The organism is Variovorax sp. UMC13 (assembly GCF_014170375.1).
Taxonomy (GTDB): domain Bacteria; phylum Pseudomonadota; class Gammaproteobacteria; order Burkholderiales; family Burkholderiaceae_C; genus Variovorax.
Genome location: NZ_LZZW01000032.1, coordinates 1 through 26,239 on the forward strand (window position 1 = coordinate 1; position 26,239 = coordinate 26,239).

A 26,239-nucleotide genomic window follows, 5' to 3' on the forward strand; every position below is an offset into this window, starting at 1 on the left:
GCGCCGGCGCGTGCAGGCCGTCGGGCACCGAAATGGCCACCGCATGCCGGAAGTCGGTGCCGTTCGACGAGGGCAGCGCCGCCTGCAGCCACACACCGAGGCCGCTCGGCAATCGCAGCGCCAGTGCCGTGGCGCTGCGGCCCATGCGCAGCAGGTGGGCCAGGTCGTGGCCCAGCAGCTGTTCGACCGCGCGCGCCTCGGCCCCCGCGGGCAGGCCGCCCAGCAGGCGCGCCGCGGCGTCGTTGAGCCAGCACACGCGCCCGTCGGACGACACGCCCGCCAGCGCCTCCAGCGGCGTGCCCAGCAGCGTGGGATGGGCCTGGAAGCGCAGCACCAGCTGCTCGCGCGACTGCGCCTGCATCAGGCGGTTCTCGATGGTCGTCGCATAGAGGCCGACCATCGCCGCCGCGTCGAAGCCGAAGCGCCGCTGCTCAGCCGTGAGGTCGAGCACGCCGGCCAGCCGCCCGTGCACGTCGCGGATCGGCGCGGCCGCGCATTGCATGCCCTGCAGCACGTCGAAGAAGTGCTCGGCGCCGTCGACCGTGCAGGCCTTGCCGGTCTGGGCCACGATGCCCGGCGCGGTGGTGCCGACGACGCCTTCGGCGATGTTCACGCCCACGCGCGAGGTGGCGTGCAGCACCGGCTGCCGCGCGGCGGTGGGATGGTGCGTGGCGTGCAGCACGACGCCCTCGTGGTCGGTCAGCAGCACCCGGCAGTCGGTGCCGGCCAACGTGTCTTCCATCGCCAGCAGGTCGGGGCCGGCTGCGTCGAGCAGGGCCCGGTTGCGCTGCAGCACCGAGTGCCGGCGGCTGGGCGTGACCGGATCGAAGGGCACGATGCGCGTCGGATCGCGGTGCAGGCGGCTGCAGCGCAGCCACGACTGGATGACCTCCTCGCCCACCAGGCCCGAGGGGCGGATGCCCTGCTCGAAGAACTGCTGGCGCGCGAGCGCGGTGCGCTGCGCGAGCGTGCTCGGGAAGAGCGCGCGAGGGATCGCGTCGGACGGGTGCGTTCGGTGGGCCATGGGCGCGGCGTGCCTGGAGGGAGAGCAACCGTCGACTGTGTTCCGCAATGGAACAGTCGCGGGACCGGGAAATCCCGAGGGTGATCAAAGCGCGCCGCAGGAACATCCTTCGCGGCAGAACAACAGGAGACGACACGATGAGAAGAATCACCGGCGCCCTCGCGCTCGGCGCTTGCCTGTGCGTGGCCCATGTCCTTCCGGCGCATGCGCAGCCCGCCGCCAAGGTCGACGGCAACTTCATCCGGCAGAACGCCGCGAAGACGCCCGACTGGCCCAGTTACGGCCTCGACTACGCCGAGACCCGCTTCAGCCGGCTCGACCAGATCAGCAGCGCGAACGTCAAGGGGCTGGGCCTGGTCTGGTCCTACGACCTCGAGTCGACGCGCGGCGTCGAGGCCACGCCGCTGGTGGTCGACGGCGTGATGTACGTCACCGCCTCCTGGAGTGTGGTGCACGCCATCGACGTGCGCACCGGCCGAAGGCTCTGGCGCTTCGACCCGGAGGTCGACCGTTCCAAGGGCTTCCGCGGCTGCTGCGACGTGGTGAACCGCGGCGTGGCGCTCTACCAGGGCAAGGTCTACGTGGCGGCCTACGACGGCCGGCTGATCGCGCTCGACGCGGGCACGGGCCGCAAGGTCTGGGAGAAGAACACCCTCGAGGGCCAGAAGGGCAGCTACACCATCACCGGCGCGCCGCGCGTGTTCAAGGGCAAGGTGATCATCGGCAACGGCGGCGCCGAGTACGGCGTGCGCGGCTACGTCACGGCCTACGACGCGAAGACCGGCGACCGGAAATGGCGCTGGTTCGTGGTGCCGGGCGATCCGTCCAAGCCCTTCGAGGACGCCTCGATGGCCAAGGCCGCCAAGACCTGGGACCCTTCGGCCAAGTACTGGGAGGCCGGCGGCGGCGGCACCGCCTGGGACAGCTTCGCCTTCGACCCCGAGCTCAACCTGATGTACGTGGGCACGGGCAACGGCTCGCCCTGGTCGCACAAGGCGCGCAGCCCCGGCGGCGGCGACAACCTCTACCTCGGCTCGGTGGTGGCGCTCGACCCCGACACCGGCAAGTACAAATGGCACTACCAGGAGACGCCAGGCGACAACTGGGACTACACCTCGACCCAGTCGATGATCCTGGCCGACCTGAAACTCGACGGCAAGCCGCGCAAGGTGCTGCTGCATGCGCCGAAGAACGGCTTTTTCTTCGTCATCGACCGCACCAACGGCAAGTTCGTGTCGGCGAAGAACTTCACCGAGGTCAACTGGGCCACGGGCTATGACAAGAATGGGCGGCCGATCGAACTGGCGGCCGCGCGCGACGGCAGCAAGCCCTACGACGCGATCCCCGGGCCCTTCGGCGCGCACAACTGGCATCCGATGTCCTTCAACCCGCAGACCGGCCTGGCCTACCTGCCCGCGCAGCACGTGCCGCTCAACCTGATGGACGACAAGGACTGGAAGTTCAACGAGGACAAGCCCGGCCGCCCGCATGCCGCGCTGGGCTGGAACACCGCCAAGTTCGCCAACGCCGAAGCGCCCAAGAGCAAGCCCTTCGGCCGGCTGGTCGCCTGGGACCCGGTGGCGCAGAAGGAGGCCTGGGGCGTGGACTATGCATCGCCCTGGAACGGCGGCACGCTCACCACCGCGGGCAACCTGGTGTTCCAGGGCACGGCCGACGGCCGGCTGGTGGCCTACGACGCGAAGGACGGCACCAAGCTCTGGGAATCGCCCACCGGCACCGGCGTGGTGGCGGCGCCCGCGACCTACATGGTCGACGGCAAGCAGTACGTCTCGGTGGCCGTGGGCTGGGGCGGCGTCTATGGCCTGGCCCAGCGCGCCACCGAGCGGCAGGGCCCGGGCACGGTCTACACCTTCGCGGTCGGCGGCACGGCCAAGATGCCGGACTTCGTGCAGTACCGCATGGACAAGCTGGTGCAGGGCGTGAAGTACGACCCGGCCAAGGTGCAGGCCGGCACCATGCTCTACGTGGCCAACTGCGTGTTCTGCCACGGCGTGCCGGGCGTGGACCGCGGCGGCAACATCCCCAACCTCGGCTACATGGACCCGGCCTACATCGAGAACCTCGACAAGTTCGTGCTCAAGGGGCCGGCCATGGCGCGCGGCATGCCCGACTTCACGGGCAAGCTCAGCAACGACGACATCGACAGCCTCAAGGCCTTCATCCAGGGCACGGCGGACGCGATACGGCCGAAGTGAGGCGCCGCCATTGAAAAAGCCGCCGAGCCCGAAGGCCGGCGGCTTTTTCTTGTCTGCTCAGGCGCAGCGCGAGATCAGTCCGCGTACACGCCCGCGGCCTTGATCACCGGGCCGAAGCGCGCGACTTCCGCCTGCACGAACTTCTTGTGCTCGGCCGGCTCCACGCGCTTGTCCGTCACCACCACCGCGCCCAGGCCCTCTTCCTTCTTGATGAAGTCCGGGTCCTTCAACGCCACCTTCACCGCGTCGTTGAGCTTCTTCAGCACCGCCGGCGGCGTGCCCTTGGGCGCGTACAGCCCGTGCCAGATCGTGACCTGGAAGTTCTTCATGCCCGATTCGTCCAGCGTCGGGATGTCCTTCAGCGCCGGCGTCGTCAGCCGCTTGAGAGTGGTCACCGCGTACGGCTTGACCTTCTTCGCCTCGATCTGGCTCGTGGTGTTGGTGGTCTGGTCGCACAGCAGGTCGATCTGGCCGCCCAGCAGGTCGGCGATCGCCGGCGCCGTGCCCTTGTACGGCACGGTGGTCATTTCCGCCTTCAGCTCGCTCTGGAACAACAGGCCGCACAGGTGCGAGGCCGAGCCGATGCCCGCATTGCCCAGGTTCACCTTGCCCGGGTTCTTGCCGATCCACTCGCGCAGTTCCTTGAAGTTGTTGGCTTCGAGCTGCGGCTTGCCGATCACGGTCATGGGCACGTCGTTGATCAGGCCCAGGTACTCGAAGTCGGTCTCGTAGTTGTAGGGCAGCTTGCGATACAGCACCGGGGTGGTGGCCATGCCCACGTGGGTGAGCAGCAGCGTGTAGCCGTCGGCCTTGGCGCGCGCGACCTTGGCGTTGCCGATGGTGCTGCCCGCGCCCGCGGCGTTGTCGATCACGATGCTCACGCCGTCCAGCGGCTTGCGCATGGCTTCGGCCAGGTCGCGCGCCACGCGGTCGGTCGGGCCGCCGGCCGCGAAGGGCACCACGATCGTGATGACCTTGCCGTCCGGAAAGTTCTGGGCGAAGGCCCCTGCTGAGACGGTGGCGGCAATGGCGGCCATTGCGAACAGTTTCTTCATGAAAAGCACTCCGGAGGTATCAAAGGGCGCGATCTTACGGGCTGATACGTGTGGGGCTCATCCCGGAATGCCCTTAGAAATAACCCCTATTTTTTTGGGGTGGCCGCGCCCGGATTGCGCGCGGACAGGGGGCCGGACGTGGCGCTTTCGGCGCCCGGTGCAGGGCGTTGGCCGACACCGCCGGGGCCCCGCCTTGGCCAGCATCGGCGGCATCGTGCCAACCCAGGAGTCCGCCGCATGGCCAAGTCAGCCGCCACCCCCACCCGCCCCCTCGTCGCGCGCCAGCGCGCCATCCAGCGCAGCCAGGACGCGCGCGACCGCGCCGCGCCCGCGTCGCGCAAGAAGACCCGCGCGGTGCAGGCCGGCGACCGGGCGCAACCCGACACATTGCCGGGCCAGCACCTGGCCAAGCCCGGGCGCGAGAAGGACATGGCGCTGCGCCCGCGCTACACCGCGCCCGGCTACACGGGCAGTGGCAAGCTGGCCGGCTTCAGCGCCATCGTGACCGGCGGCGACTCGGGCATCGGCCGCGCCGTGGCCGTGCTGTTCGCGCGCGAGGGCGCCGACGTGGCGATCGTCTACCTGGACGAGGACGCCGATGCGAAGGAAACCCAGGCCGCGGTCGAGGCCGAGGGCCGGCGCTGCCTGCTGATCCGCGGCGACGTGCGGCGCACGGCGTTCTGTGAACGCGCGGTGGCGCGCACCGTGAAGGCCTTCGGCCGGCTCGACGTGCTGGTCAACAACGCGGCCTTCCAGATGCATGCCGAAACCCTGGAAGACATCGACGACGCGCGCATCGACCTCACATTGCAGACCAACATCGGCGGCTACATGCGCATGGCGCGCGCCGCGCTGCCGCACATGAAGAACGGCGCGTCGATCGTCAACACCGGCTCGCGCACCGGGCTACAGGGTAGCCGCAACCTGATCGACTACTCGGCCACCAAGGGTGCGATCCATGCCTTCACCAAGGCGCTGGCGTTGAACGTGATCGACCGCGGCATCCGCGTCAACGCGGTCGCGCCCGGGCCGGTGTGGACGCCGCTCAACCCGGCCGACAAGAAGCCCGCCGACGTGCGCAAGTTCGGCAAGGAGACCGACTTCAAGCGCGTGGCCCAGCCCGAGGAGCTGTCGCCGGCCTATGTGTTCCTGGCCTCGCCGGTGTGCGCGGGCTACATCACGGGCATCGTGCTGCCGGTGACGGGCAGCGTGGCGGCGATCTGAGCGCGGGCCGGTGAACAGGCCCTACTTGTAGCTGCGCGCGTCCTCGATCACCTTGCCGTCGTTGGGCAACGAGCCCGGCGCGACCACCTCGACCGTGCAGCGCAGCTTGGTCACGTCGCGCATCGCCTCGGCGACTTGGGCGGCCATCGCCGACGAAGCTGCTTCCACCTTGAGCGTCATGCGGTCGTCGGCCATCTCGCCCTCGACCACCAAACGCGCGCGCAGCACCTCGGGAAAACGCTTGAGCACGGTCGCGACCTGGCCCGGGTGCACGAACATGCCGCGCACCTTGGTGGTCTGGTCGGCCCGGCCCATCCAGCCCTTGATGCGGGTGTTGGTACGGCCCGTGGGGCAGTGGCCCGGCAGCACGGCCGAGAGGTCGCCGGTGCCGAAGCGCACCAGCGGGTAGTCGCGGTTGAAGGTGGTCACGACCACCTCGCCGACCTCGCCCTCGGGCACCGGGTCGCCGGTGCCGGGGCGCACGATCTCGAGGATCACGCCTTCGTCGAGCACCAAGCCTTCGCGGGCGCTGGTCTCGTAGGCGATCAGGCCCAGGTCGGCCGTGGCGTAGCACTGCTTGCCGTCGATGCCGCGTTCGGCCAGCCAGTCGCGCAGGCTGGGCGGGAAGGCCTCGCCCGACAGCAGCGCCTTGGTCAGGCTGGGCAGCGCGACGTTCATGGCGGCCGCCTTCTCCAGCAGGATGCGCAGGAAGCTGGGCGTGCCGATGTAGCCGTCGGGCCGCAGCTCGGCCATGGCCTCGACCTGCTGCTCGCTCTGGCCGGTGCCGCCCGGGAACACCGTGCAGCCCAGCGCGTGCGCGCCGTTCTCCAGGATCGCGCCGGCCGGCGTCATGTGGTAGCTGAAGCTGTTGTGCAGCAGTTCGCCGCTGCGAAAGCCCGCGGCATGCAGCGCACGCGCGGTGCGCCAGTAGTCGCGGGTCGCGCCCTCAGGCTCGTAGATGGTGCCGGGGCTGGCGAACACGCGCAGCATGGCCGGGCCGCGCGCGATCGCGCTGAAGCCGCCGAAGGGGTCGCTTGCGCGCAGCTGCTTCTGGCGCTCCAGCAGCTCGGACTTGCGGATCACCGGCAGCTTGGCCAGCGCCTCGCGGCTCGTGACCTGGGTGGCGTCGATGCCGTTGAGCAGCGTCGCGAAAGCAGGCGCCGCGGCCTGCGCGTGCGCGATCTGGCGGGGCAGGGCGGCGAGCAGGTCGGCCTCGCGCTGGGCGGGGTCGCGGGTTTCGAGTGCGTCGTAGAAATCAGTCATGGATTCGGTTCCGTGGCGCGCTCATGCAAGCCAGCGCTTGCGGCGCTTGTAGCTCTTGACATCCTTGAAGCTCTTGCGGTCGGCGCCGCCGACGCCGAGGTAGAACTCCTTGACGTCCTCGTTCTCGCGCAGGCTCTGGGCCTCGCCGTCCATCACGATGCGGCCGTTCTCCAGGATGTAGCCGTAGTCGGCGAAGCGCAGCGCCATGTTGGTGTTCTGTTCGGCCAGCAGGAAGGTCACGCGCTCCTTCTCGTTCAGGTCCTTCACGATCGCGAACACCTCCTCGACGATCTGCGGCGCCAGGCCCATCGAGGGCTCGTCGAGCAGCACCATGGTCGGGTTGGCCATCAGCGCGCGACCGATGGCGCACATCTGCTGTTCGCCGCCCGAGGTGTAGGCGGCCTGCGAGGCGCGCCGGGTCTTCAGGCGCGGGAAGTAGGCGTAGACCTTCTCCAGCGTCTCGGCGATTGCGGCCTTGCCGTCGGTGCGCGTGTAGGCACCGGTCATGAGGTTGTCCTCGATGCTCAGGTGGGCGAAGCAGTGGCGGCCTTCCATCACCTGGATCAGGCCGCGCTGCACCAGCGCCGCGGGCGACAGCGCCTCGATGCGCTCGCCGCGCAGCTCGATCGTGCCCTTGGTCACCGCGCCGCGTTCGCCCGCGAGCAGGTTCGACACCGCGCGCAGCGTGGTGGTCTTGCCCGCGCCATTGCCGCCGAGCAACGCCACGATGCCGCCTTCGGGCACGGTGAGCGACACGCCCTTGAGCACCAGGATCACGTGGTTGTAGATGACCTCGATGCCGTTGACGTTGAGAAGGATGTTGGGTTCGCTCATGGTGGTGTCCGAAGCATGTGGAAGGCGGGCGTGTGCGCGCCTTTCAGATGCCGGCTCGCAAGGAGCCGACGGGGAGGGCACCGCGCTGCGCGCGGGCCCTCGTGGCGATCAGCAGGCCCTTGGCTTGACGTTCTTGTCCTTGGCGTACTTGGCCGCGTATTCCTTGACCAGCGGATCGATGTAGGTCTTCTCGGACTGGTACCAGTCCGACTTGATCTCCCACTTGCCGCCGTCCCACTGCACGATGCGCGCCCAGTCGTCGCCCATGTGGTTGCTGCACGAGGTCTTGACCGGCCGCATGACTTCGCCGAAGCCCAGCGCCTTGAGCTTGTCGGCCGTGAGGTTCAGGTTCTCGAAGCCCCAGCGCACCTGCTCCGGCGTGAGCGCCTTGCCCTTGCCGTACTTCTCCTGCGCCGCGCGGATCGCCTCGACCTGCAGCATCGAGATCATCATCCCGCGGGTGTGGGCGATCGAGCCGATGCCGTCGGCCGGGCCGGTACCCTGGCCCTTGTCGTACACCAGCTTCTTCAGCTCGTCATGGACCTTGTCCTTGGCCGCGCTGTTGTGCAGCGTGATCGCGTTGTAGCCCTTGGCGCCGGCGCCGATGTCCTTCACGTCATGGTCCGAACCGGCCCACCAGACCGCGTAGATCTTCTCGCGCGGATAGCCGCTGGCCTGCGCCTCGCGGATGCCGGCGGGCGTCATCACGCCGGCCGACCAGAACAGCACGTAGTCGGGCTTCTGCTGGCGGATCTGCAGCCAGGTCGACTTCTGCTCCACGCCGGGCGGCGTGACCGGGAACAGCAAGACCTCGAAGCCTTGGGCCGCGGCGCGCTTCTGCAGCAGCGGGATCGGCTCCTTGCCGTAGGGCGAGTCGTGGTAGACCAGCGCGATCTTCTTGCCCTTGAGGTTGCCCTTCTCCTTCTTCGCGATGTCCTGGATCATCACGTCGGCCGCGGTCCAGTAGGTGCCCAGCAGCGGGAAGTTCCACTCGAACACCGTGCCGTCGGCCGACTGCGACAAGCCATAGCCCGGGGTCTCGACCACCACCTTGTCGACGAAGGCCTTGTCGGTCACGGCGAAGGTGATGCCGGTCGATTGGGTGTCGAAGCCCGAGGCGCCCGAGCCCTTGCCCTTGAGCCGCTCGTAGCACTCCACGCCCTTGGCCGCGTCGTAGGCGGTTTCGCATTCCTCATAGGTCAGCTTGACGCCGTTGACGCCGCCGTCGCGCGCGTTCACCAGCTTCAGGTAGTCCTGCTTGCCGTCGGCCCATGGGATGCCCAGCGGCGCGAACTGGCCGGTGCGGTAGACCAGCAGCGGCACGAACTGCTCGGCCGGCTGGGCCTGCGCGAGCGAACCCGCGACGACCATCGAAAGCCCCGCGGCGGCGAGTGCCGCGGTGCGTGCGAGATTCCTGAATTGCATGGCTTGTCTCCTTGTAATGAGCACCGGAGTGCGTGGTGGAACGGGATACGGGGTATCAGTGCGGGAAGGGCCACAGCCGCAGCTTCTGCCGCGCGGTGGACCACAGGCGCGCCAGGCCGTGGGGCTCGACGATCAGGAAGAACACGATCAGCGCGCCGAAGATCATGTGCTCCAGGTGCGAGGCGGTGGCGGTGGAAATCGACAGCCCCAGCCAGTGCGGCACGTAGTTCAGCAGCAGTGGCAGCAGCACGATGAAGGCCGCGCCGAAGAAGCTGCCGGCGATCGAGCCCAGCCCGCCGATGATGATCATGAACAGCAGCTGCAGCGACTTGTCGATGCCGAAGGCGGCCGGTTCCCAGGCCCCCAGGTGCACGAAGCCCCAGAGCGCGCCGGCCACGCCGACGATGAAGCTGCTGACCGCGAAGGCCGTGAGCTTGGCGTAGACCGGCCGGATGCCGATCACCGAGGCCGCGACGTCCATGTCGCGCATCGCCATCCATTCGCGGCCGATCGCGCCGCGCACCAGGTTCTTGGCCAAGAGCGCGAACACCACCACCAGGCTAAGGCACAGCAGGTACTTCTGCGTCGGCGTGTTGAACTCGTAGCCGAACATCTGCAGCGAGTTGACGCTGACCGAGCCTGAGGACGAATCGTTGGTGACCCACTTCACACGGTTGGTGAACCAGTCCATGAAGAATTGCGCCGCCAGCGTGGCCACCGCGAGATACAGGCCGCGGATGCGCAGGCTGGGGATGCCGAACAGCACGCCCACCACCGTGGCCGCGAGGCCGCCGCCGATCAGCGACACCAGCAGCGGCATGCCCTCGATGCGCACCTGCAGGTTGTAGGCCGCATAGGCGCCCACCGCCATGAAGGCGCCGGTGCCCAGCGAGATCTGGCCGCAGTAGCCGACCAAGATGTTGAGGCCGATGGCGGCCAGCGCCAGGATCAGGAAGGGGATCAGCACCGCGCGAAAGCTGTAGTCGCTGGCCAGCATCGGCACCGCGACGAAGGCGATGGCCGCGAAGGCGAGCATGAACCAGCGGTCCTGCGCGACCGGGAACAGCGCGAGATCGGCGCGGTAGCTGCTCTTGAATTGACCGTTTTCTCGATAGAACATATCAGTCGCTCAGTACTTGAACCATTCCAGGAATACCGCGGAACCGGCTTTGCCGGGCCGCTGGTATTGCCCCCGGTGAGGGGGTTGGCGAAGCGACACGAAGTGCGCGAAGACTGGGGGTGAGCTTTTTCATACGCGGTCGATGATCTTGTCGCCGAACAGGCCTTGAGGCCTGATGAGCAGCACCGCCAGCGCGAGGACGTACGCGAACCAGTTCTCGATGCCGCCGCCGAGGAAGGGCCCGAGGTAGATCTCGGACAGCTTCTCGCCCATGCCGATGATCAGGCCGCCGAGAATGGCGCCGGGCACCGAGGTCAGGCCGCCAAGGATCACCACCGGGAAGGCCTTCAGCGCCACCAGCGAGATCGAGAACTGCACGCCCAGCTTGCTGCCCCAGATCACGCCGGCCACCAATGCGACGATGCCGCCGATCGACCAGACGATGACCCAGATGCGCGCCAGCGGGATGCCGATCGACTGCGCGGCCTGGTGGTCGTCGGCCACCGCGCGCAGCGCGCGGCCGGTGCCGGTCTTCTGGAAGAACAGCGTGAGCGCCACCACCAGGGCGGCGGCGATCACGGCCGCGTAGAGGTCTTCCTTGCTCAGCAGCAGGCCGCCTTCGAAGACGTTCTCGAGCACCAGCAGCGGCTCCTTGGGCATGCCGATGTCGATCTTGTAGGTGGCGCTGCCGAAGATCAGCTGGCCCGCGCCGTCGAGCACATGCGAGATGCCCAGCGTGGCCATCAGCAGCGTGATGCCTTCCTGGTTGACCAGCCGGCGCAGCGCCAGCCGCTCGATCAGCCAGGCCACGATCACCATGCACAGCGCCGCGGCGATGAAGCCCAGCACGGCGCCCAGCACCACGCTCTGGAAGCCGAGCCATTTCGGGATCCATTCGGCGAAGCGCGCCATCGCCAGCGCCGCGAACAGCACCATCGCACCTTGCGCGAAGTTGAAGACACCCGAGGCCTTGAAGATCAGCACGAAGCCCAGCGCCACCAGGGCGTAGAGCATGCCGGCCATCAAGCCGCCGAAAACCGTTTCGAGAAAGAAACCCATGGGGCCCGCCGTTCCTAGTGTTCCGCGCCGAGATAAGCCCGGATCACGTCTTCGTTGCTGCGTACTTCATCGGGGGTGCCGTCGCCGATCTTCTTGCCGTAGTCGAGCACCACCACGCGGTCGGAGATGTCCATCACCACGCCCATGTCGTGTTCGATCAGCACGATGGTGGTGCCGAACTCGTCGTTCACGTCGAGGATGAAGCGGCTCATGTCCTGCTTCTCTTCCACGTTCATGCCGGCCATCGGCTCGTCGAGCAGCAGCACCTGCGGCTCCATCGCCAGCGCGCGGCCGAGGTCGACGCGCTTCTGCAAGCCGTAGGGCAGCTGGCCCACGGGCGTCTTGCGGAAAGGCTGGATCTCGAGGAAGTCGATGATGTGCTCGACGAACTCGCGCTGCTGGAGCTCCTCGCGCTCGGCCGGCCCCCAGCGCAGCGCCTGGGCCAGCAGGCCGCTCTTCATCTTGAGGTTGCGCCCGGTCATGATGTTGTCGAGCACGCTCATGCCCTTGAACAGCGCCAGGTTCTGGAAGGTGCGCGCCACGCCCATCTCGGCCACCTGGCGCGAGTTCATGTGCTTGAAGGTCTGGCCGCGGAAGGTGATCGAGCCCTGCTGCGGCGCGTACACGCCGTTGATGCAGTTGAGCATCGAGCTCTTGCCCGCGCCGTTGGGGCCGATGATGGCCCGCACCTCGTGCTCGCGCACGTTGAAGCTGATGTCCGTGAGCGCCTTCACGCCGCCGAAGCTGAGACTGATGTTCTGGACGTCGAGGATGACCTCGCCGGTCTTCCTGTTGCTCATGCTGCGGCCTTCACTTCGGGATAACGCTTGGCATCGACGATCTGCAGCGTGGCGCTGACCGAGCCGGTGCGGCCGTCCTCGAACTTCACCTGCGTCTCGATGAACTGTTCGCTCTTGCCGCCGTACAGCGCCTCGAGCAGCACCGCGTATTTCTGCGCCACGAAGCCGCGGCGCACCTTGCGCGTGCGGGTCATCTCGTCGTCGTCGGGGTCGAGTTCCTTGTGCAGTACCAGGAAGCGCGCGATCTGGGTGTCGGCCATGCCGGCTTCGGCCGCCAGGTCGGCATTGACCTTGGCGATGCACTCGGCGATCAGCGTCAGCACCTCGGGCTTGCCCGCCAGGTCGACATAACCGCCGTAGGCCAGGCCGCGGCGCTCGGCCCAGTTGCCGACCGCCTCGAAGTCGATGTTGACGAAGGCGCAGACCGCTTCGCGCGCATCGCCGAAGCACACGGCTTCCTTGATCTGCGGGAAGAACTTGAGCTTGTTCTCGATGTAGTTGGGCGCGAACATCGCGCCGCCCGCCATGCGCCCCACGTCCTTGGCGCGGTCGATGATGCGCAGGTGGCCTTCGCTGTCGAGCACGCCGGCGTCGCCGGTGTGGAAGTAGCCGTCGGCATCGAGCACCTCGGCCGTGGCGTCGGGGCGCTTGTAGTACTCCTTGAGCACCGACACGCCGCGCACCAGCACCTCGCCGTTGTCGGCGATGCGCAGTTCCATGCCGGGCGCCGCCGGGCCCACGGTCTGCAGCTTGACCTTGCCGTCCTGCTGCAGGCAGACGTAGGCGCAGGTCTCGGTCTGGCCGTAGAACTGCTTGAGGTTGACGCCGATCGAGCGGTAGAAGCGGAACAGGTCGGGGCCGATGGCCGCGCCCGCGGTGTAGGCCACGCGGATGCGGCTCATGCCCAGCACGTTGCGCAGCGGGCCGTAGACCAGCACGTTGCCGATGCCGTAGAGCAGGCGGTCGCCCGCGCCGACCGGCGCGCCGTTGAGGATGTCGGCGCCCACGCGCTGCGCCAGCGCCATGAACTTTGCGTACAGCCAGCGCTTGGGCGCGGCCGCGTCTTCCATGCGGATCGACACGGCCGTCAGCAGGCCCTCGAAGGTGCGCGGCGGGCCGAAGTAGTAGCTCGGGCCGATCTCGCGCATGTCGTTCATCACGGTCGCGGCCGACTCGGGGCAGTTGAGCGTGAAGCCGCCCACCAGCCACTGCGCGACCGAGAACAGATGGTCGCCGACCCAGGCCATCGGCAGGTAGCTCATCACGTTGTCGCCCGGGCCGAGCCTGTCGGTGACCACGCCGCCGTGGCCCGCGGCGATGAAGCTGGCATGCGTCTGGCACACGCCCTTGGGCCGGCCGGTGGTGCCCGAGGTGTAGAGGATCACGCCGACGTCGCCGGGCTCGCCGCTGGCCACGCGGGCGTCGAAGAAGCCGGGGTGGGCGGCGTCGTGGGCGCGGCCCAGTTCGCGCAGCTGCGCGAAGCTGATCAGCCCCGGCTGCGTGTAGTGGCGCAGGCCGCGCGGGTCGTCATAGATGATGTGGCGGATCGCATGGCCGCTGTCCTTCTGCAGCTCGCGGCACTCGAGCAGCTTGTCGACCTGCTCCTGGTCCTCGGCGATCACGAACTGGATCTTCGCGTCGTCGAGCATGAAGACCATCTCGCCCGCCACCGCGTCCTGGTACAGCGGCACCGGCACGCCGCGCAGGCTCTGCGCCGCGACCACCGCCATGTACAGGTGCGGGCGGTTGGCGCCCACGATGGCGAGGTTGTCGAAGGCCTGGAAGCCCAGGCTCGCGAGGCCGCAGGCCATCTCGCGCACCGCTTGCGCGGTCTCGCCCCAGGTCCAGGTCTGCCAGATGCCCAGGTCCTTCTCGCGCACGGCCGGCGCGTCGGGCTGCGCGGCGGCATGGGCGCGCAGCAGGCGGGGAAAGGTGGTGTCGGCCGGTGTGCTTGTGTTCACGATGGGGCGACTGTAGGACCGACTTTGACGTCGAGTTGTCGTTCCAACGACAATCTCAGGGTCTCCACTCCCCCGGATTTACCCGATGACCTCCGCGGCCCCTGCCTCCGGTTCGATCCGGGATCGCCTGCGCGCGGCCCGTGCCGACGAGCTGCGGAACATCCCGTGGCTCGAGGCGCTGGCACCGGCCGAGCGGCAGCGCACCGAGGCCGCGCTGGTGGTCAGCGAGGCCGAGCCCGGCGACCTGATCTGCCGCGTGGGCCGTCCGCCCACCTACTGGTTCGGCGTGATCGAGGGCCTGTTCAAGATGAGCAACGACAACGCCGACGGCACTTCGATGACCTACAGCGGCCTGCCGCCCGGCGGCTGGTTCGGCGAGGGCACGGTGATGAAGCGCGAGCCCTACCGCTACAACATCCAGGCGCTGCGCCGCAGTGTGATCGCGGGCCTGCCGGTCGACGATTTCCATTGGCTGCTCGACCACTCGATCGGCTTCAACCGCTTCGTGATGAACCAGCTCAACGAACGGCTGGCCCAGTTCATCGCGGCGCGCGAGGCGGATCGGCTCAACAATCCCGACGTGCGCGTGGCGCGCAACCTCGCGGCGTTGTTCAACCCGGTGCTGTTCCCCGGCGTGGGCCAGTTGCTGCGCATCACGCAGCAGGAGCTGGCCTACCTGATCGGCCTGTCGCGCCAGCGCGTGAACGAGGCGCTGCGCACACTCGAGGCACAAGGCATGATCCAGGTCGAGTACGGCGGCCTGCGCGTGCTCGACCTGCCGGCGCTGCGCGCCAGCGTCTCGGCCCCTTCTTCCAGTTCTTCTTCCGCCATCTTCCTTCAGGACAAAAAGCAATGAGCGCACAGCACCTCACCCTCCTCACCGGCGCCTCCCGCGGCATGGGCCGCGCCATGGCCGAACAGCTGCTCGAAGCCGGCCACACGCTGGTCTGCATCTCGCGCAAGACCGACGACGCGCTGGCCGCCAAGGCCGCGCAGCATGGCGCCACGGTCGAGCAATGGTCCTTCGACCTGTCGGCGCCCGCCGCCGCCGCCGATCGCGTGGCCGCCTGGCTCGCCACGCAGGATGCACAGGCCTTCGACAGCGTCACGCTGATCAACAACGCCGGCACCGTGGGCCAACTGGGCCCGCTCGAGAAGGCCGACGCGGCCGACCTCGCACAGTCGCTGCGCATCGGGCTCGAGGCGCCGCTGCTGCTCACGGCCGCCTTCCTGCGCGCCACGCAGGACTGGCGCGGTGCGCGCAAGGTGCTCAACATCTCCTCGGGCCTGGGCCGCAACGCCATGGCCAGCCAGGCACCGTACTGCGCGGCCAAGGCCGGCATGGACCACTTCTCGCGCGCGGTCGCGCTCGAGGAAGCGCTGCGCCCCAACGGCGCGAAGATCGTCTCGCTGGCGCCCGGCGTGATCGACACCGACATGCAGGTCGCGATGCGCGGCACCGAGGCCGGACTGTTCCCCGACCGTGCGCGCTTCGAGAAGCTCAAGGCCGACGGCCTGCTCGATTCGCCCGCCACCGCCGGCGCCAAGGTGCTGGCCTACCTGGCCCGCGCGGACTTCGGCAGCAAGCCGGTGGCCGACGTGCGCGACCCCGCCTGAGCATGGCCACCGCCCAGGCCCTGAGCACCGCGGAGTACAAGCTCTTCCCCAATCCGCGCAACCTGCACCGCGTGGTGTTCGCGCACCAGGTCTTCGTGCCCTATCCGTACATGCTCATCGAGATGGAGAGCTACTACCTCCAGGGCCGCTACAGCCTGTTCGCCGCCCACCGCATCGTGGACAACAAGGCCGGCCAGCTGGCGACCTTCGAGGACGCGGCGGACGAGGCGAAGTTCAAGGCGAAGTTCGTGCCGGACTGAGGGCCTGAAAAATTTTTTGTGCGACCTGCTCGAAAGCGCTCGAAATCCGGGCTAGAATTGCAGACTCGATGCGGGATTAGCTCAGTTGGTAGAGCGCAACCTTGCCAAGGTTGAGGTCGAGAGTTCGAGTCTCTTATCCCGCTCCACATCCAGCAAAAAGGCCACCTTTTCAGGTGGCCTTTTTCGTTTCCGAAGCCCTCTTCCATTCGGGGTATCGGTTGGCGTCTGCCATTGCGCTCGGGATGGCAGCGCTGATGAATTGGATCGCTCGCCTTTGCAATCTGACCGATGCGACGGTGTCTACGCGGCCCGGCTGCTCGAGGACTGCAGGCAGCGCAGCAGCACCTTGAAGGCCGGTTCGATGTGCTCCTCCTGCACGCACGCATACCCCAGCAGCAGCCCGCGCTGCGCACCGCCGCGCTGGTAGTACGCCGACAGCGGCCGGGTGAGCACGCCGCGCGCCTGCGCGGCCCGGGCGATCGCCACGTCGTCGCTGCCGTCGGGCAGGCGCAGCACCAGGTGCAGGCCCGCGTTGCTGGCCTGCGGGTGCAAGTATTCCGGACCCAGGTGCTCGCCGATCAGCCCGGCCAGCAAGGCGCGCCGGCGCGCGTAGAGCACGCGCATGCGCCGGATGTGCGCCGCGTAGTGGCCTTGGTCGATCAGCGCGGCCAGCGCGGCCTGCGTGATCGCATGGCCTTCGCGGTACAGGTCGGCATGCGCCGTGCGAAAGGGCTGGGCCAGCGCGCGCGGCAGCACCATGTAGCCCACGCGCAGGCCCGGGAACAGCGTCTTGCTGAAGGTGCCGACGTAGATCACCGGGCTGTCGGGCTCCAGGCCCTGCATGGCCGGGATGGGCCGGCCGGCGAAGCGGAATTCGCTGTCGTAGTCGTCCTCGACGATCCAGCTGCCGGCGGCGCGCGCGAAGTCCAGCAGCTCGCGCCGCCGCGCCAGGCTCATCACCGACCCCAGCGGGTACTGGTGCGAGGGCGTGACGAAGATCAGCCGTGGCGGTTTGCCGCCCCTGGGCCAGCCCGCGCCCGGACCTTCGTCGTCGCTCTCCACATGCAGCGGCCGCACGCGAACGGCGTCCATCTGCAGCACCTTGTGGAAGCCCCAGTAGCCGGGCTCCTCCACCCACACCGTCTCGCGCGGGTCGACCAGCATGCGCAGCGTCATGTCGATGGCCTGGTGCACACCTTCGGTCAACAGGATCTGGTCGGCGTCGCAGCGCACCGAGCGCGCCACGCGCAGGTGCTCGGCGATCGCGGTGCGCAGGGCGGGGTGGCCGCCGCCGTGCGAGTAGGTCAGCAGCTCGGGTGCGGGCGCGCGCCACAGCCGGTGGAGGATGCGGCTGTAGTGCCGATGCGGGAATTGCGTGACGTCGGGCACGCCGGGCATGAAGGCGCCCCACTGCACCGGAGCGGCCGAGGCGTTGGCCAGCAGGGTCTGCGCGCGCTTGGACAGCCGCACCGGCGCGCTCGCGGCAGCGGCGGCGGTGACGGGGCGGCCCGCACTCAGGAAATTGTCGGGCGCGGTCTCGGCCACGAAGGTGCCGCTGCCCACACGCGAATGCCCATAGCCCTCGGCCTGCAGCTGCGCATAGGCATGCAGCACGGTGTTGCGCGACATGCCGATCTCGCGCGCCAGGTCGCGTGACGCGGGCAGCAGGCTCGACGGCGGCAGGCTGCCGTCGAGGATGGCCTCGCGCAGGCAGTTGTAGAGCTGGCGGTTGAGGGCCGCGCCGGCCTCGGGCGCCAGGCGCTGCAGCACCAGGTCGGCGCAGATGGACTTCATGGTGTGGATTCTTGATTGGCCCCAACAAGATAACGAAAGTGGATCTTTTCGATAGGGCCAATCCAGCTTTCAATCATGCACCACCCATCGACATCCCTCTGCACTGCTACATGACCCGCAACACCGAACTCCATGCCCGGCGCCTGGCCGCCACGCCGCGCGGCGTGGGCGTGATGTGCGACTTCTTCGCCCAGCGCGCCGAGAACGCGAGCCTGTGGGACGTGGAGGGCCGCGAGTACATCGACTTCGCCGCCGGCATCGCGGTGCTCAACACCGGCCACCGCCACCCGCGCATCGAGGCCGCCATCGCCGCGCAGCTGAAGCAGTTCACCCACACCGCCTACCAGATCGTTCCATGCGAGAGCGTGGTGACGCTGGCCGAGCGCCTGAACGCGCTGGTGCCGATCGGCGGCCCGGTGAAGACCGCGTTTTTCACCACTGGCGCCGAAGCACTCGAGAACGCGGTGAAGATCGCGCGTGCCCACACCGGCCGCGCGGGCGTGGTCACCTTCGGTGGCGGCTTCCACGGCCGCACGCTGATGGCGTTGGCCATGACCGGCAAGGTCGCGCCCTACAAGATCGGCTTCGGGCCTTTCCCGGCCGACGTGTTCCACGTGCCTTTCCCGAGCGCCATCGAAGGCGTGAGTGCGGCGGATTCGCTGGCGGCCTTGGCCAGGCTGTTCAAGACCGACATCGATCCGCAGCGTGTGGCCGCGATCGTGATCGAGCCGGTGCAGGGCGAGGGCGGCTTCAACGTCGCGCCGACCGAACTGCTGCAGGGCCTGCGCGTGCTGTGCGATGCGCACGGCATCGTGTTCATCGCCGACGAGGTGCAGACCGGCTTCGCGCGCACCGGCAAGCTGTTCTCGATGCAGCACCACGGCGTCGAGCCCGACCTGATCACCTTGGCCAAGAGCCTGGCCGGCGGCATGCCGCTGTCGGCCGTTTCTGGCCGCGCCGCGATCATGGACGCGCCCGCGCCGGGCGGCCTGGGCGGCACCTATGCGGGCAACCCGCTGGCCGTGGCCTCGGCCCATGCGGTGCTCGACGTGATCGCCGACGAGCAGCTGTGCGAGCGCGCCGCTGCCCTGGGCGCGAAGCTGGTGGCACGCCTGCTGAGCACCAGGGAATCGAACCAGGCCATTGCCGACGTGCGGGCCCAGGGCTCGATGGTCGCGATCGAACTGCGCGACCCCGCCACCGGCGCCCACGACGCCGAGGCCGTGAAGCGCGTGCAGGCCCAAGCGCTCGCGCAGGGCCTGCTGCTCTTGAGCTGCGGCATGCACGGCAACGTGATCCGCTTCCTCTACCCCCTCACCATCCCCGACGCGCTGTTCGACCGCGCGCTCGACATCATCGACCAAACATTGCAAGAAGCATGAACGCACGCCTCCCCACCGACACCTTGGGCCTCGCCCGTCCCGACCTGCTGCAACAGGCCTGCCTGATCGACGGCCGCTGGGTCGGCGCCGACGACGGCCGCTCACTCGAAGTGAGCGACCCCGCCACCGGCGCAGTCCTCGCCAGCGTGCCGCGGATGGGCCGCGCCGAAACCGAACGCGCCATCGCCGGCGCCGCCGCGGCGCTGCCCGCCTGGCGCGCGCGCAGCGCCCGCGAGCGCGCCCAGGTGCTGCGCCGCTGGGCCGACCTGATGCTCGCGCACCAGGACGATCTCGGCCGCCTGATGACGCTCGAGCAGGGCAAGCCCTTGGCCGAAGCCAAGGGCGAGATCGCCTATGCCGCCTCCTTCATCGAGTGGTTCGCCGAGGAGGCCAAGCGCATCGACGGCGAAGTGCTGCAGCCGCAGCGCGGCGGCCAGCGCATGGTGGTGCTCAAGCAGCCCATCGGCGTCTGCGCCGCCATCACGCCCTGGAACTTCCCGGCCGCGATGATCACGCGCAAGGTCGGCCCGGCGCTGGCCGCGGGTTGCACCATCGTCGTGAAGCCGGCCGAGCTCACGCCGCTCAGCGCCTTCGCGCTCGGCGTGCTGGCGCTGGAGGCCGGCCTGCCGCCGGGCGTGCTGCAGATCCTGACCGGCGACGCACCGGCCATCGGCGGAGCGCTGTGCGAGAGCGAGGTGGTGCGCAAGCTCAGCTTCACCGGCTCGACCGGCGTGGGCCGAACGCTGATGCAGCAGTGCGCGCCGACCATCAAGAAGCTGTCGCTCGAGCTCGGCGGCAACGCGCCCCTGATCGTGTTCGACGACGCCGACCTCGACACCGCCGTGCAGGGCATCCTCGCCTCCAAGTTCCGCAACGCCGGCCAGACCTGCGTGTGCGCCAACCGCATCTATGTGCAGGCCGGCATCCACGATGCGCTGGTCGAGCGGCTGGTGCAGGCGGTGGCTGCGATGCCGGTGGGCAACGGCCTCGAGGCCGGCGTCACGCAGGGGCCGCTGATCGATGCGCGCGCGGTCGCCAAGGTGCGCGAGCACATCGACGACGCGCTCGCGCAGGGTGCGCAGCTGCGCACCGGCGGCCAGCCGCATGCGCTGGGCGGCAGCTTCTTCGAGCCCACGGTGCTGACCGGCGTGACGCAGGCCATGCGCGTGGCGCGCGAAGAGACCTTCGGCCCGCTGGCGCCGGTCTTCCGCTTCGAGACCGAGGACGAGGCCGTCGCGATGGCCAACGACACCGAGTTCGGCCTGGCGGCCTACCTGTTCACCGAAGACCGCCGCCGCATCTGGCGCGTGGGCGAGCGGCTGGAGACCGGCATGGTCGGCGCCAACACCGGCCTGATCTCCAACGAGGTCGCGCCCTTCGGCGGCGTGAAGCAGTCGGGCCTGGGCCGCGAAGGCTCGCGCCACGGCATCGAGGACTACCTCGAACTCAAATACCTCTGCTTGCAAGATTGAGCGCGGGGCCGCGCGCGCCCTGGTTAACCTCAGGGACATGGCTGTTGCATCGACCCTCTCCCTCGTGCGGCGCTTCGCCGCGCTCACCCTGTGCTGCGCGGGCCTGTCGGTGGCCCAGGCGGCCCCGACCGCCGCCGCCGCACCCAAGCCCAGCTGGGGCGCGATCGCGGCCAAGCCCGGCGCCCATGGCTATGCCTTCAACCAGCCCTCGCGCGCCACGGCCGAGCGGCTCGCGCGCGCGCAGTGCGAACGCGCGACCGGTGCCAAGCGTGCGCCGGGCGCCTGCGAGGTGCGCGTGTATTTCGACCGCAGCTGTGGCGCGCTGGCGACCGGCAATTTCGGCGAATGGGCCGGCGGGCTGGGGCCCGATTCGAAGGCCGCCGGCCAGGCCGCCGTGACCGCCTGCGATGCCCACCTGCCGACCGAACCCTGCAAGCTCGCGGTGAGCGTCTGCTCGCTGTCCTGAGCGCAGGATCAGCGCCTGCCGGCGCGCGGCGTGGCCACGCGCCACAGCGTCAGCAGCCCGGCCAGCGTCAGCGCCCCCAGCGCGCCTAGGTAGGGCAGCACGTCGTGCAGCGGCGCGCCCATCTGGTTGAGCCGCAGCGAGGCCTGGATGCCGGCGGTGCTCGGGAAGAGCCAGCGCAGCGCCTGCAGCGGGCCGGGCAGCGCTTCCACGGGCCACGAGAAGCCCGAGAGAAAGGCCATCGGCAGGGCGGTGAACAGCAGCACCTGCAGGGCCCGCTCGCGGTCGCGGAACCAGCAGCCCAGCAGCAGGCCGAGCGTGCAGATCGCGGGCACGTAGAAGGCCAGCAGCAGCAGCGCGCTGCCCGGATTGCCGCCGCGCGGATAGTCCTGCAGGAAGAACACCCAGCCGAAGTAGAAGAGCCCGCTCAGGAAGCCGAACACCGAGAGCGCGCCCAGCCGGCCCAGCCACGCACCCATCGAGGCGCGCAGCCGACCGGCCTCGGCCCAGGTGCCGGCCAGCATGGCGGCGCCCATCAGCAGCGTCTGCTGCAGGATCAGCAGGGCCACCGCCGGCACCACGTAGCTGCCGTAGCCCTCGGTCGGGTTGAACAGCGCGACCAGCTGCGTGTTGAGCGGGCTGCGGCTGCGCGCCGCCTGTGCGGCACTCTGGCCGCCGGCCTGCAGCTTGCGGATCTCGACGCCGGCCGACACCGTGCCCACGGCCTCCGAGAAGCCGTAGAGCACCGCCTTGTTGAGCAGCGCATAGGCGCCGTTGCCTTCGATGCTGACCACGGCCGAGCTGCCGCGCAGCACGTTGCGCTTGAGGTCGGCCGGCAGCAGCGCATAGCCCTCGATCTCGCCGCGCCACAGCGCCTGCTGCGCCTCGTGCACGTCGGCCGTGACCAGGCGCACGTCGAGGCGCGGGTTGGCCATCGCGAAGCGCGCGATCTGGCGCGACAGTGCGCTGTGGTCCTGGTCGACCACCGCCACCGGCACGCGCGTGACGGCCTGGGTGCCGTAGGGCCAGGGGTAGAAGAAGCCGTAGACGATGGGCGCGAGCAGCATGATCAGCAGCACGCCCTTGTCGCGCAGCACGGCCAGCGCGGTGTCGCGCCAGGCGGCGCCGAGGTGGAGGCGCTCGTCGGCCATCAGCGTCCGCCCCAAGTGTCCGGCGCCCCGGCGGCGCGCACCAGCGTGCCCGCCGTGGCGGCCAGCAGCACGGCCGTGCCCAGCACCATCCACAGCGGCGTCGCCACCGAGTAGGCCAGCGGCGCGCCCATCTGCAGCTGCTCCATCTGAACGCGGATGTAGTGGGTGTAGGGCAGCAGCGTGGCCCACAGCTGCGCGAAGAAGGGCATGGCGACCAGCGGGAAGCCCACGCCGCCGAAAGCGAAGGCCGGCGCGGTGAGGAAGCCCGTGGCCGACAGCGCGGTGCGCAGCGAGCGCGTGAGGCCGGCCACGAAGGCGCCGAGCGCGATCGACAGCGCGAGGAACACCACCAGTGCGGTGAGCGTCCAGCCCAGCGAGCCGACCGGATGCCAGCCGCGCCCGGCCGTGATCCACAGCATGGCGGCGATGGCCACGGCCGACAGGCTCGCCAGCGGCAGCGCCAGCTTGCCCGCCAGCGCGGCCAGGGCCTCGTGCCAGCGCGGTGCGGCGCCCAGCCAGGCGCCGAGGCTGCGGTCGCGCAGCTCGCGGCCCACGGCCCAGGCGCCGGCGGTCATCGCGAGGATGTGCAGCAGCGCGGGGATCAGCGCCGCGCCGAGGAACTGCTCGTAGTCGGTCGAGGTGTTGAACAGCGCCACCGTGCTGGCCTTGATCGGTTCCATGCTCACGCGCGCGGCGCTCATCGATTCGCCGCGCTTGTTGCGCACCGCGAGCTCGACCCCGGCCGACACCGTGCCCACGGCCGTGCGCACGTCGCGCTGGATCAGGCTCGAATGCGTGCCCAGCTGCGCGTTGTGCAGTAGCACGATCTGGCCGACCCGGCCCTGCTTGACGTCGCGGCTCAGGTCGCGCGGCAGCTGCACCGCGGCGTCGACCGCGCCGCCGGTGAGCGCGCGCGCCATCTCGCCTTCGTCGCGATACTGCTGCACCACGCGCAGGCCCGGCGTGGCGTCGAGAAAGCGGATGAGCTGGCGCGACAGCGCGGAGTGGTCCTGGTCGAGCACGCCGATCGGCAGGCGCTGGGGCAGGCCGGCCGAGAAGATCCACCAGATCAGGAACACCGCGAGCAACGGCACCCACGAGACCATGGCCAGGTCCCAGGGGCGCGTGCGCAGCAGCGCGAACTCGCGCCGTGCACTGGCGGTGGAGAAGCCGCGCAGGCTCATGGCCGCTTCAGTCGACGAGCACGCTCATGCCGGGGCGCGCGCCTTCGATGGGCTGGAGCGGCCGTGCGCGGACCTCGAAGGTGCGCACGTCGAAGCCCGCGCCGCCGCGCGTGGCGCGCCAGGTCGCGAAGTCGGGCAGCACGGCGCTGTAGTAGACCTTGAAGCGGGCCGTGCGCTGGCCTTCGGGCAGCGCGGGCAGGCGGGCGTCGAACTCGTTGCCCATCGCAAAACGCGCGAGCCGGTCTTCGCGCACGTTGAGCACCAGCCACTGGTCGTTGAGGTCGACCACGGTGACCACCGCCACGCCCTGCGGCGACAGTTCGCCGACCTTGGCCAGCACCTTGGCCACCTCGCCGCCCACCGGGCTGCGCAGTTCGGTCTCGGCCTTGGCGGCCTCGGCTTCGGCCAGCACCCCGGCCACCTGCCGCGCCTGCGCGCTGGCCGCGGCCTTGTCCTCGGGGCGGGCGCCGCTGCGCGCCATGTCGTACTGCGCGCGGGCCGCGATGGCGGCGTCGCGCGAGGCCTTCCAGTTGGCCTCGGCCTCGTCGCGCTTCTGGTCGGCCACCAGGCCTTCGCGCGCCAGGCCGTCGACGCGGCGGAACGAGGTCTGCGCGAGCTGGGCTGCGGTTTCGGCGCGCTGCCATTGCATGCGCGCCATCTCGACCTCCTGCGGCCGCGCGCCGTTCTGCGCCTTGTCGGCGACGGCCTGCGCGGCCTGTTCGGCGGCGGTGGCCTGGGCGAGCTTGGCGCGCACCTCGGGGCTGTCCATGCGCACCAGCACCGCGCCGGCCTGGATGCGGTCGCCTTCCTTGACCGCCACCTCGGCCACGCGGGCCGTCACCTTGCCGGCCACGTCGGTCTCGCGCGCCTCCATCTGGCCCTGGAACACCTCGGGCGCGGGCTGCGACGCGCGCCAGAAGCCCCAGACCAGCAGCGCGAGCACGAGCAGCGCGGCGAGGATCGCGATCAGTTTTCGGGTCTTGGCACTCATCATCAATTCACCTTCACGTCGGCACGCGCGATGTAGTCGGAAAAGCTGTCGGACAGGCCGGCGCTCTCGAGCAGCTGCGCGAGCGCCTGCACATAGTCGTTGGCGGCCTGCGCGCGTTCGGTCAGCACCTTGGCCTGGTTGGTCTCGGCGTCGATCAGGTCGAGCGTGGTGCTGGTGCCTTCGCGCAGGCCGGAGGTGCGCAGCCTGAGCACCTCCTGCGCCAGCTCGACCGAGACCTTCATCTCCAGGTACTGGCGGCGTGCGTTCTCCAGCGCGCGCCAGTTGCGTTCGACCAGCAATGCGATGTCGCTGCGGGCCTGCGCGCCGGTGCGCTCGGCCTGCTCGATCTGCTTCTGCGACGCCGCCGACAGCGCGTTGCGGTCGATCGAGTCGTAGAGCGACCAGCGCACGCCGATGCCGGCCACCCAGTCGGCGTTGCCGCTCTTGAGCTCGCGCGTGCCGAAGGCGATGACCTGCGGGCGGCGCAGCGCCTCTTCGCCTTCGTGCAGCTGCTCGGCCTGCGACTTCTTGGCCGCGACCTTGCCCAGGCCCGGGTGGCGCACGAGCGCCGAGTCGATGAAGTAGCCCAGCGGCTCGACCGGCGTGCTGAGGACGAACAGCGGCGTCTGCGGCGCCACGCTGCCCTCGGCGCGCACGGTGCGGGCCAGCGCCACGGCCGCCAGGGCCGCGTCGTCCTCGGCCTTGCGCGCGTTGCGCCGCGCCTCTTCATAGGCCGCGCCGGCCTGCAGCCGTTCGACGCGCGAGATCACGCCGGCGGCGAGCATCTTCTGCGCCGCCGCGTCGTGCTGCGCGATGGTGCGCTCGGCCTGCGCGCGCAGCAGGGCCGCGCGCTGCGCGAGTTGGGCGTTGAAGTAGCGCTGCACCAGCAGCGTGTCGACCTCGTGGCCGGCCTGCTCGGCATCGGCCTGCGCCTCGCGCGTCTGCGCCGAGACGAAGCCGCGCACCGCATCGGTCGCGCCGCCGAGGTAGAGCGGCCAGACGGCCGAGACCGAGGCGTTGGCGCCGGTGTCGTGCCGGTTCAGCGTGTAGCTGTTGGGCAGCTGCGGGATGGGCAGGCGCGAGACGAAGCCCTGGAGCGAAGGCGGCAGCATCGCGCCGGCCTGCCCGAGCTTCTGGTTGAGCGGGTCCAGGTCGAGGTTCAGGTTGGCGTTGTAGGCATAGGCCAGCCCCGAGATGCTGACCGTCGGCCCGCCCAGGCCCTGGAGGCCCTGGCGCTGCAGCTCCTTGGCGTCGACCGCGGCGCGCGCGGCGGCCAGCTTGTCGGAGCGGTCGAGCATGCGGGCGCGGGCCGCGTCGAAGCTCAGCGCGAGGGTGTCGGCGCGGGGCTGCGCCTGCGCGATGGCCGCGGTGCCGAGCCCCAGCAAGGCCGGCACCAGCAGCAGGGAAGGGCAGAGGGCGCGGCGGGTTCGTTGCATCGTTTCAGGTTGCCTTGCGCAGCAGCATGTCTGACAGCTTGCTGCAGGATCACAGGGAGCGTTCCCTGCGCTGCGCCAGGGTCTGCCGCATGCGGATCAATTGTTACATCGACGATGTTACAGAGGTCGGCGGACCTGGCGCCGAAGAAGCCGTGCCGCGTCCTACCCTTTGGCCCAGCGAGTCCGCGTCCGCCAGCGTTTTTACGCTTTCTTTACGCCCCCCGCGCGCCTCTGTTCCCCGTTTTTACGCCCCTCTGCCGAGACTGACACCCGTGTCTCGAACTTGAGGAGTGCTGTATGGACATCGTATGGATGGCGGCGGTTGCCGTGCTGTGGGTGGTGGTCGCGGAGATGGTGGTCGGCCTGAACAGGCTGGCCCGGCCGAAGGCCACCGAAGGAGATCGCTCGTGATCGGCCTCGACGTGCTCTACGGCGCGGGCGGCCTGATCGCGGTGATCCTGTTCACCTACCTGGTCTTCGCGCTGATCTGCGCGGAGGAGTTCTGATC

At 69.5% G+C, this 26,239-nt stretch carries 23 protein-coding genes and 1 tRNA gene; 10 read left to right on the top strand and 14 right to left on the bottom strand.

Annotation, left to right across the window (positions count from 1 at the left end):
• Nucleotides 1–1,024, bottom strand: a 1,024-nt coding sequence (locus A9977_RS27370) for a GAF domain-containing protein (protein ID WP_183027963.1), incomplete at its 3' end; no start/stop codon positions are given.
• A gap of 137 nt (nucleotides 1,025–1,161) precedes the next feature.
• Between A9977_RS27370 and A9977_RS27375 the strand changes: the two genes are divergently transcribed.
• Nucleotides 1,162–3,240, top strand: a complete 2,079-nt coding sequence (locus A9977_RS27375) for a PQQ-dependent dehydrogenase, methanol/ethanol family (protein ID WP_183027964.1) — start codon at nucleotides 1,162–1,164, stop codon at nucleotides 3,238–3,240.
• 74 nt (nucleotides 3,241–3,314) lie between these two features.
• Here A9977_RS27375 and A9977_RS27380 read toward each other — a convergent pair whose 3' ends face one another.
• On the bottom strand, nucleotides 3,315–4,295 hold the full coding sequence (locus tag A9977_RS27380) for a tripartite tricarboxylate transporter substrate-binding protein (protein WP_183027965.1): 981 nt from the start codon (nucleotides 4,293–4,295) through the stop codon (nucleotides 3,315–3,317).
• A 237-nt stretch (nucleotides 4,296–4,532) separates the two neighbouring features.
• Here A9977_RS27380 and A9977_RS27385 point away from each other — a divergent pair, with 237 nt between their 5' ends.
• Entirely contained in the window at nucleotides 4,533–5,519 is a 987-nt protein-coding gene (locus A9977_RS27385; protein WP_183027966.1) for an SDR family oxidoreductase, read from the top strand.
• 21 nt (nucleotides 5,520–5,540) lie between these two features.
• Here the strand turns inward: A9977_RS27385 and A9977_RS27390 are convergent, their stop codons facing one another.
• From A9977_RS27390 to A9977_RS27420, 7 genes are all read right to left on the bottom strand, one after another.
• Nucleotides 5,541–6,782 (bottom strand): phenylacetate--CoA ligase family protein, encoded by a 1,242-nt coding sequence (locus tag A9977_RS27390; RefSeq protein ID WP_183027967.1) that lies wholly within the window; start codon nucleotides 6,780–6,782, stop codon nucleotides 5,541–5,543.
• 21 nt (nucleotides 6,783–6,803) lie between these two features.
• Nucleotides 6,804–7,616 carry an ABC transporter ATP-binding protein gene (locus tag A9977_RS27395; protein WP_183027968.1) on the bottom strand — a complete coding sequence of 271 codons (813 nt, stop codon included), beginning with the start codon at nucleotides 7,614–7,616 and terminating at the stop codon, nucleotides 6,804–6,806.
• Between the two features lie 108 nt (nucleotides 7,617–7,724).
• On the bottom strand, nucleotides 7,725–9,041 hold the full coding sequence (locus A9977_RS27400) for an ABC transporter substrate-binding protein (protein ID WP_183027969.1): 1,317 nt from the start codon (nucleotides 9,039–9,041) through the stop codon (nucleotides 7,725–7,727).
• A 55-nt stretch (nucleotides 9,042–9,096) separates the two neighbouring features.
• Nucleotides 9,097–10,161 carry a branched-chain amino acid ABC transporter permease gene (locus tag A9977_RS27405; protein WP_183027970.1) on the bottom strand — a complete coding sequence of 355 codons (1,065 nt, stop codon included), beginning with the start codon at nucleotides 10,159–10,161 and terminating at the stop codon, nucleotides 9,097–9,099.
• A 129-nt stretch (nucleotides 10,162–10,290) separates the two neighbouring features.
• Nucleotides 10,291–11,220 carry a branched-chain amino acid ABC transporter permease gene (locus tag A9977_RS27410; protein WP_183027971.1) on the bottom strand — a complete coding sequence of 310 codons (930 nt, stop codon included), beginning with the start codon at nucleotides 11,218–11,220 and terminating at the stop codon, nucleotides 10,291–10,293.
• A gap of 14 nt (nucleotides 11,221–11,234) precedes the next feature.
• Nucleotides 11,235–12,020, bottom strand: a complete 786-nt coding sequence (locus A9977_RS27415) for an ABC transporter ATP-binding protein (protein WP_183027972.1) — start codon at nucleotides 12,018–12,020, stop codon at nucleotides 11,235–11,237.
• A complete protein-coding gene (locus A9977_RS27420) occupies nucleotides 12,017–13,981 on the bottom strand; it encodes an AMP-binding protein (protein WP_183027973.1) in 1,965 nt (654 codons plus the stop codon). Before A9977_RS27420 ends, A9977_RS27415 begins: the two co-directional genes overlap by 4 nt.
• A gap of 85 nt (nucleotides 13,982–14,066) precedes the next feature.
• Between A9977_RS27420 and A9977_RS27425 the strand changes: the two genes are divergently transcribed.
• From A9977_RS27425 to A9977_RS27440, 4 genes are all read left to right on the top strand, one after another.
• A complete protein-coding gene (locus tag A9977_RS27425) occupies nucleotides 14,067–14,837 on the top strand; it encodes a Crp/Fnr family transcriptional regulator (protein WP_183027974.1) in 771 nt (256 codons plus the stop codon).
• Nucleotides 14,834–15,598 carry an SDR family NAD(P)-dependent oxidoreductase gene (locus A9977_RS27430; RefSeq protein ID WP_183027975.1) on the top strand — a complete coding sequence of 255 codons (765 nt, stop codon included), beginning with the start codon at nucleotides 14,834–14,836 and terminating at the stop codon, nucleotides 15,596–15,598. The genes A9977_RS27425 and A9977_RS27430 overlap by 4 nt, the downstream gene beginning before the upstream one ends.
• Before the next feature lie 2 nt (nucleotides 15,599–15,600).
• Nucleotides 15,601–15,858 (top strand): hypothetical protein, encoded by a 258-nt coding sequence (locus A9977_RS27435; RefSeq protein WP_183027976.1) that lies wholly within the window; start codon nucleotides 15,601–15,603, stop codon nucleotides 15,856–15,858.
• Nucleotides 15,859–15,928: 70 nt separating this feature from the next.
• A tRNA-Gly gene (locus A9977_RS27440) sits at nucleotides 15,929–16,004 on the top strand.
• Between the two features lie 154 nt (nucleotides 16,005–16,158).
• On the opposite strand, the gene A9977_RS27445 is transcribed toward A9977_RS27440, so the two are convergent.
• Nucleotides 16,159–17,652 carry a PLP-dependent aminotransferase family protein gene (locus tag A9977_RS27445; protein WP_183027977.1) on the bottom strand — a complete coding sequence of 498 codons (1,494 nt, stop codon included), beginning with the start codon at nucleotides 17,650–17,652 and terminating at the stop codon, nucleotides 16,159–16,161.
• A 110-nt stretch (nucleotides 17,653–17,762) separates the two neighbouring features.
• Between A9977_RS27445 and gabT the strand changes: the two genes are divergently transcribed.
• Genes gabT through A9977_RS27460 form a run of 3 tightly spaced genes read left to right on the top strand, consistent with a single transcriptional unit; the run spans nucleotide 17,763 to nucleotide 20,972 of the window.
• Nucleotides 17,763–19,034 (top strand): 4-aminobutyrate--2-oxoglutarate transaminase, encoded by a 1,272-nt coding sequence (gabT, locus tag A9977_RS27450; protein ID WP_183027978.1) that lies wholly within the window; start codon nucleotides 17,763–17,765, stop codon nucleotides 19,032–19,034.
• Complete coding sequence (locus tag A9977_RS27455; RefSeq protein ID WP_183027979.1) at nucleotides 19,031–20,506, top strand: NAD-dependent succinate-semialdehyde dehydrogenase; 1,476 nt, start codon at nucleotides 19,031–19,033, stop codon at nucleotides 20,504–20,506. Before gabT ends, A9977_RS27455 begins: the two co-directional genes overlap by 4 nt.
• 37 nt (nucleotides 20,507–20,543) lie before the next feature.
• Nucleotides 20,544–20,972 carry a DUF4189 domain-containing protein gene (locus A9977_RS27460; protein ID WP_183027980.1) on the top strand — a complete coding sequence of 143 codons (429 nt, stop codon included), beginning with the start codon at nucleotides 20,544–20,546 and terminating at the stop codon, nucleotides 20,970–20,972.
• An 8-nt stretch (nucleotides 20,973–20,980) separates the two neighbouring features.
• On the opposite strand, the gene A9977_RS27465 is transcribed toward A9977_RS27460, so the two are convergent.
• From A9977_RS27465 to A9977_RS27480, 4 genes are read right to left on the bottom strand one after another with little or no spacing between them, the layout of a single operon-like run.
• The gene (locus A9977_RS27465; RefSeq protein ID WP_183027981.1) at nucleotides 20,981–22,120 is read right to left on the bottom strand and encodes an ABC transporter permease; all 1,140 of its coding nucleotides are present in this window, start codon (nucleotides 22,118–22,120) and stop codon (nucleotides 20,981–20,983) included.
• Nucleotides 22,120–23,304 carry an ABC transporter permease gene (locus tag A9977_RS27470; protein ID WP_183027982.1) on the bottom strand — a complete coding sequence of 395 codons (1,185 nt, stop codon included), beginning with the start codon at nucleotides 23,302–23,304 and terminating at the stop codon, nucleotides 22,120–22,122. Before A9977_RS27470 ends, A9977_RS27465 begins: the two co-directional genes overlap by 1 nt.
• A 7-nt stretch (nucleotides 23,305–23,311) precedes the next feature.
• Nucleotides 23,312–24,298 (bottom strand): HlyD family secretion protein, encoded by a 987-nt coding sequence (locus tag A9977_RS27475; protein WP_405054710.1) that lies wholly within the window; start codon nucleotides 24,296–24,298, stop codon nucleotides 23,312–23,314.
• The gene (locus tag A9977_RS27480; protein ID WP_183027984.1) at nucleotides 24,298–25,731 is read right to left on the bottom strand and encodes a TolC family protein; all 1,434 of its coding nucleotides are present in this window, start codon (nucleotides 25,729–25,731) and stop codon (nucleotides 24,298–24,300) included. Before A9977_RS27480 ends, A9977_RS27475 begins: the two co-directional genes overlap by 1 nt.
• A gap of 407 nt (nucleotides 25,732–26,138) precedes the next feature.
• Here A9977_RS27480 and kdpF point away from each other — a divergent pair, with 407 nt between their 5' ends.
• The gene (gene kdpF, locus A9977_RS27485; RefSeq protein WP_183027985.1) at nucleotides 26,139–26,237 is read left to right on the top strand and encodes a K(+)-transporting ATPase subunit F; all 99 of its coding nucleotides are present in this window, start codon (nucleotides 26,139–26,141) and stop codon (nucleotides 26,235–26,237) included.
• Nucleotides 26,238–26,239: the final 2 nt, after the last annotated feature.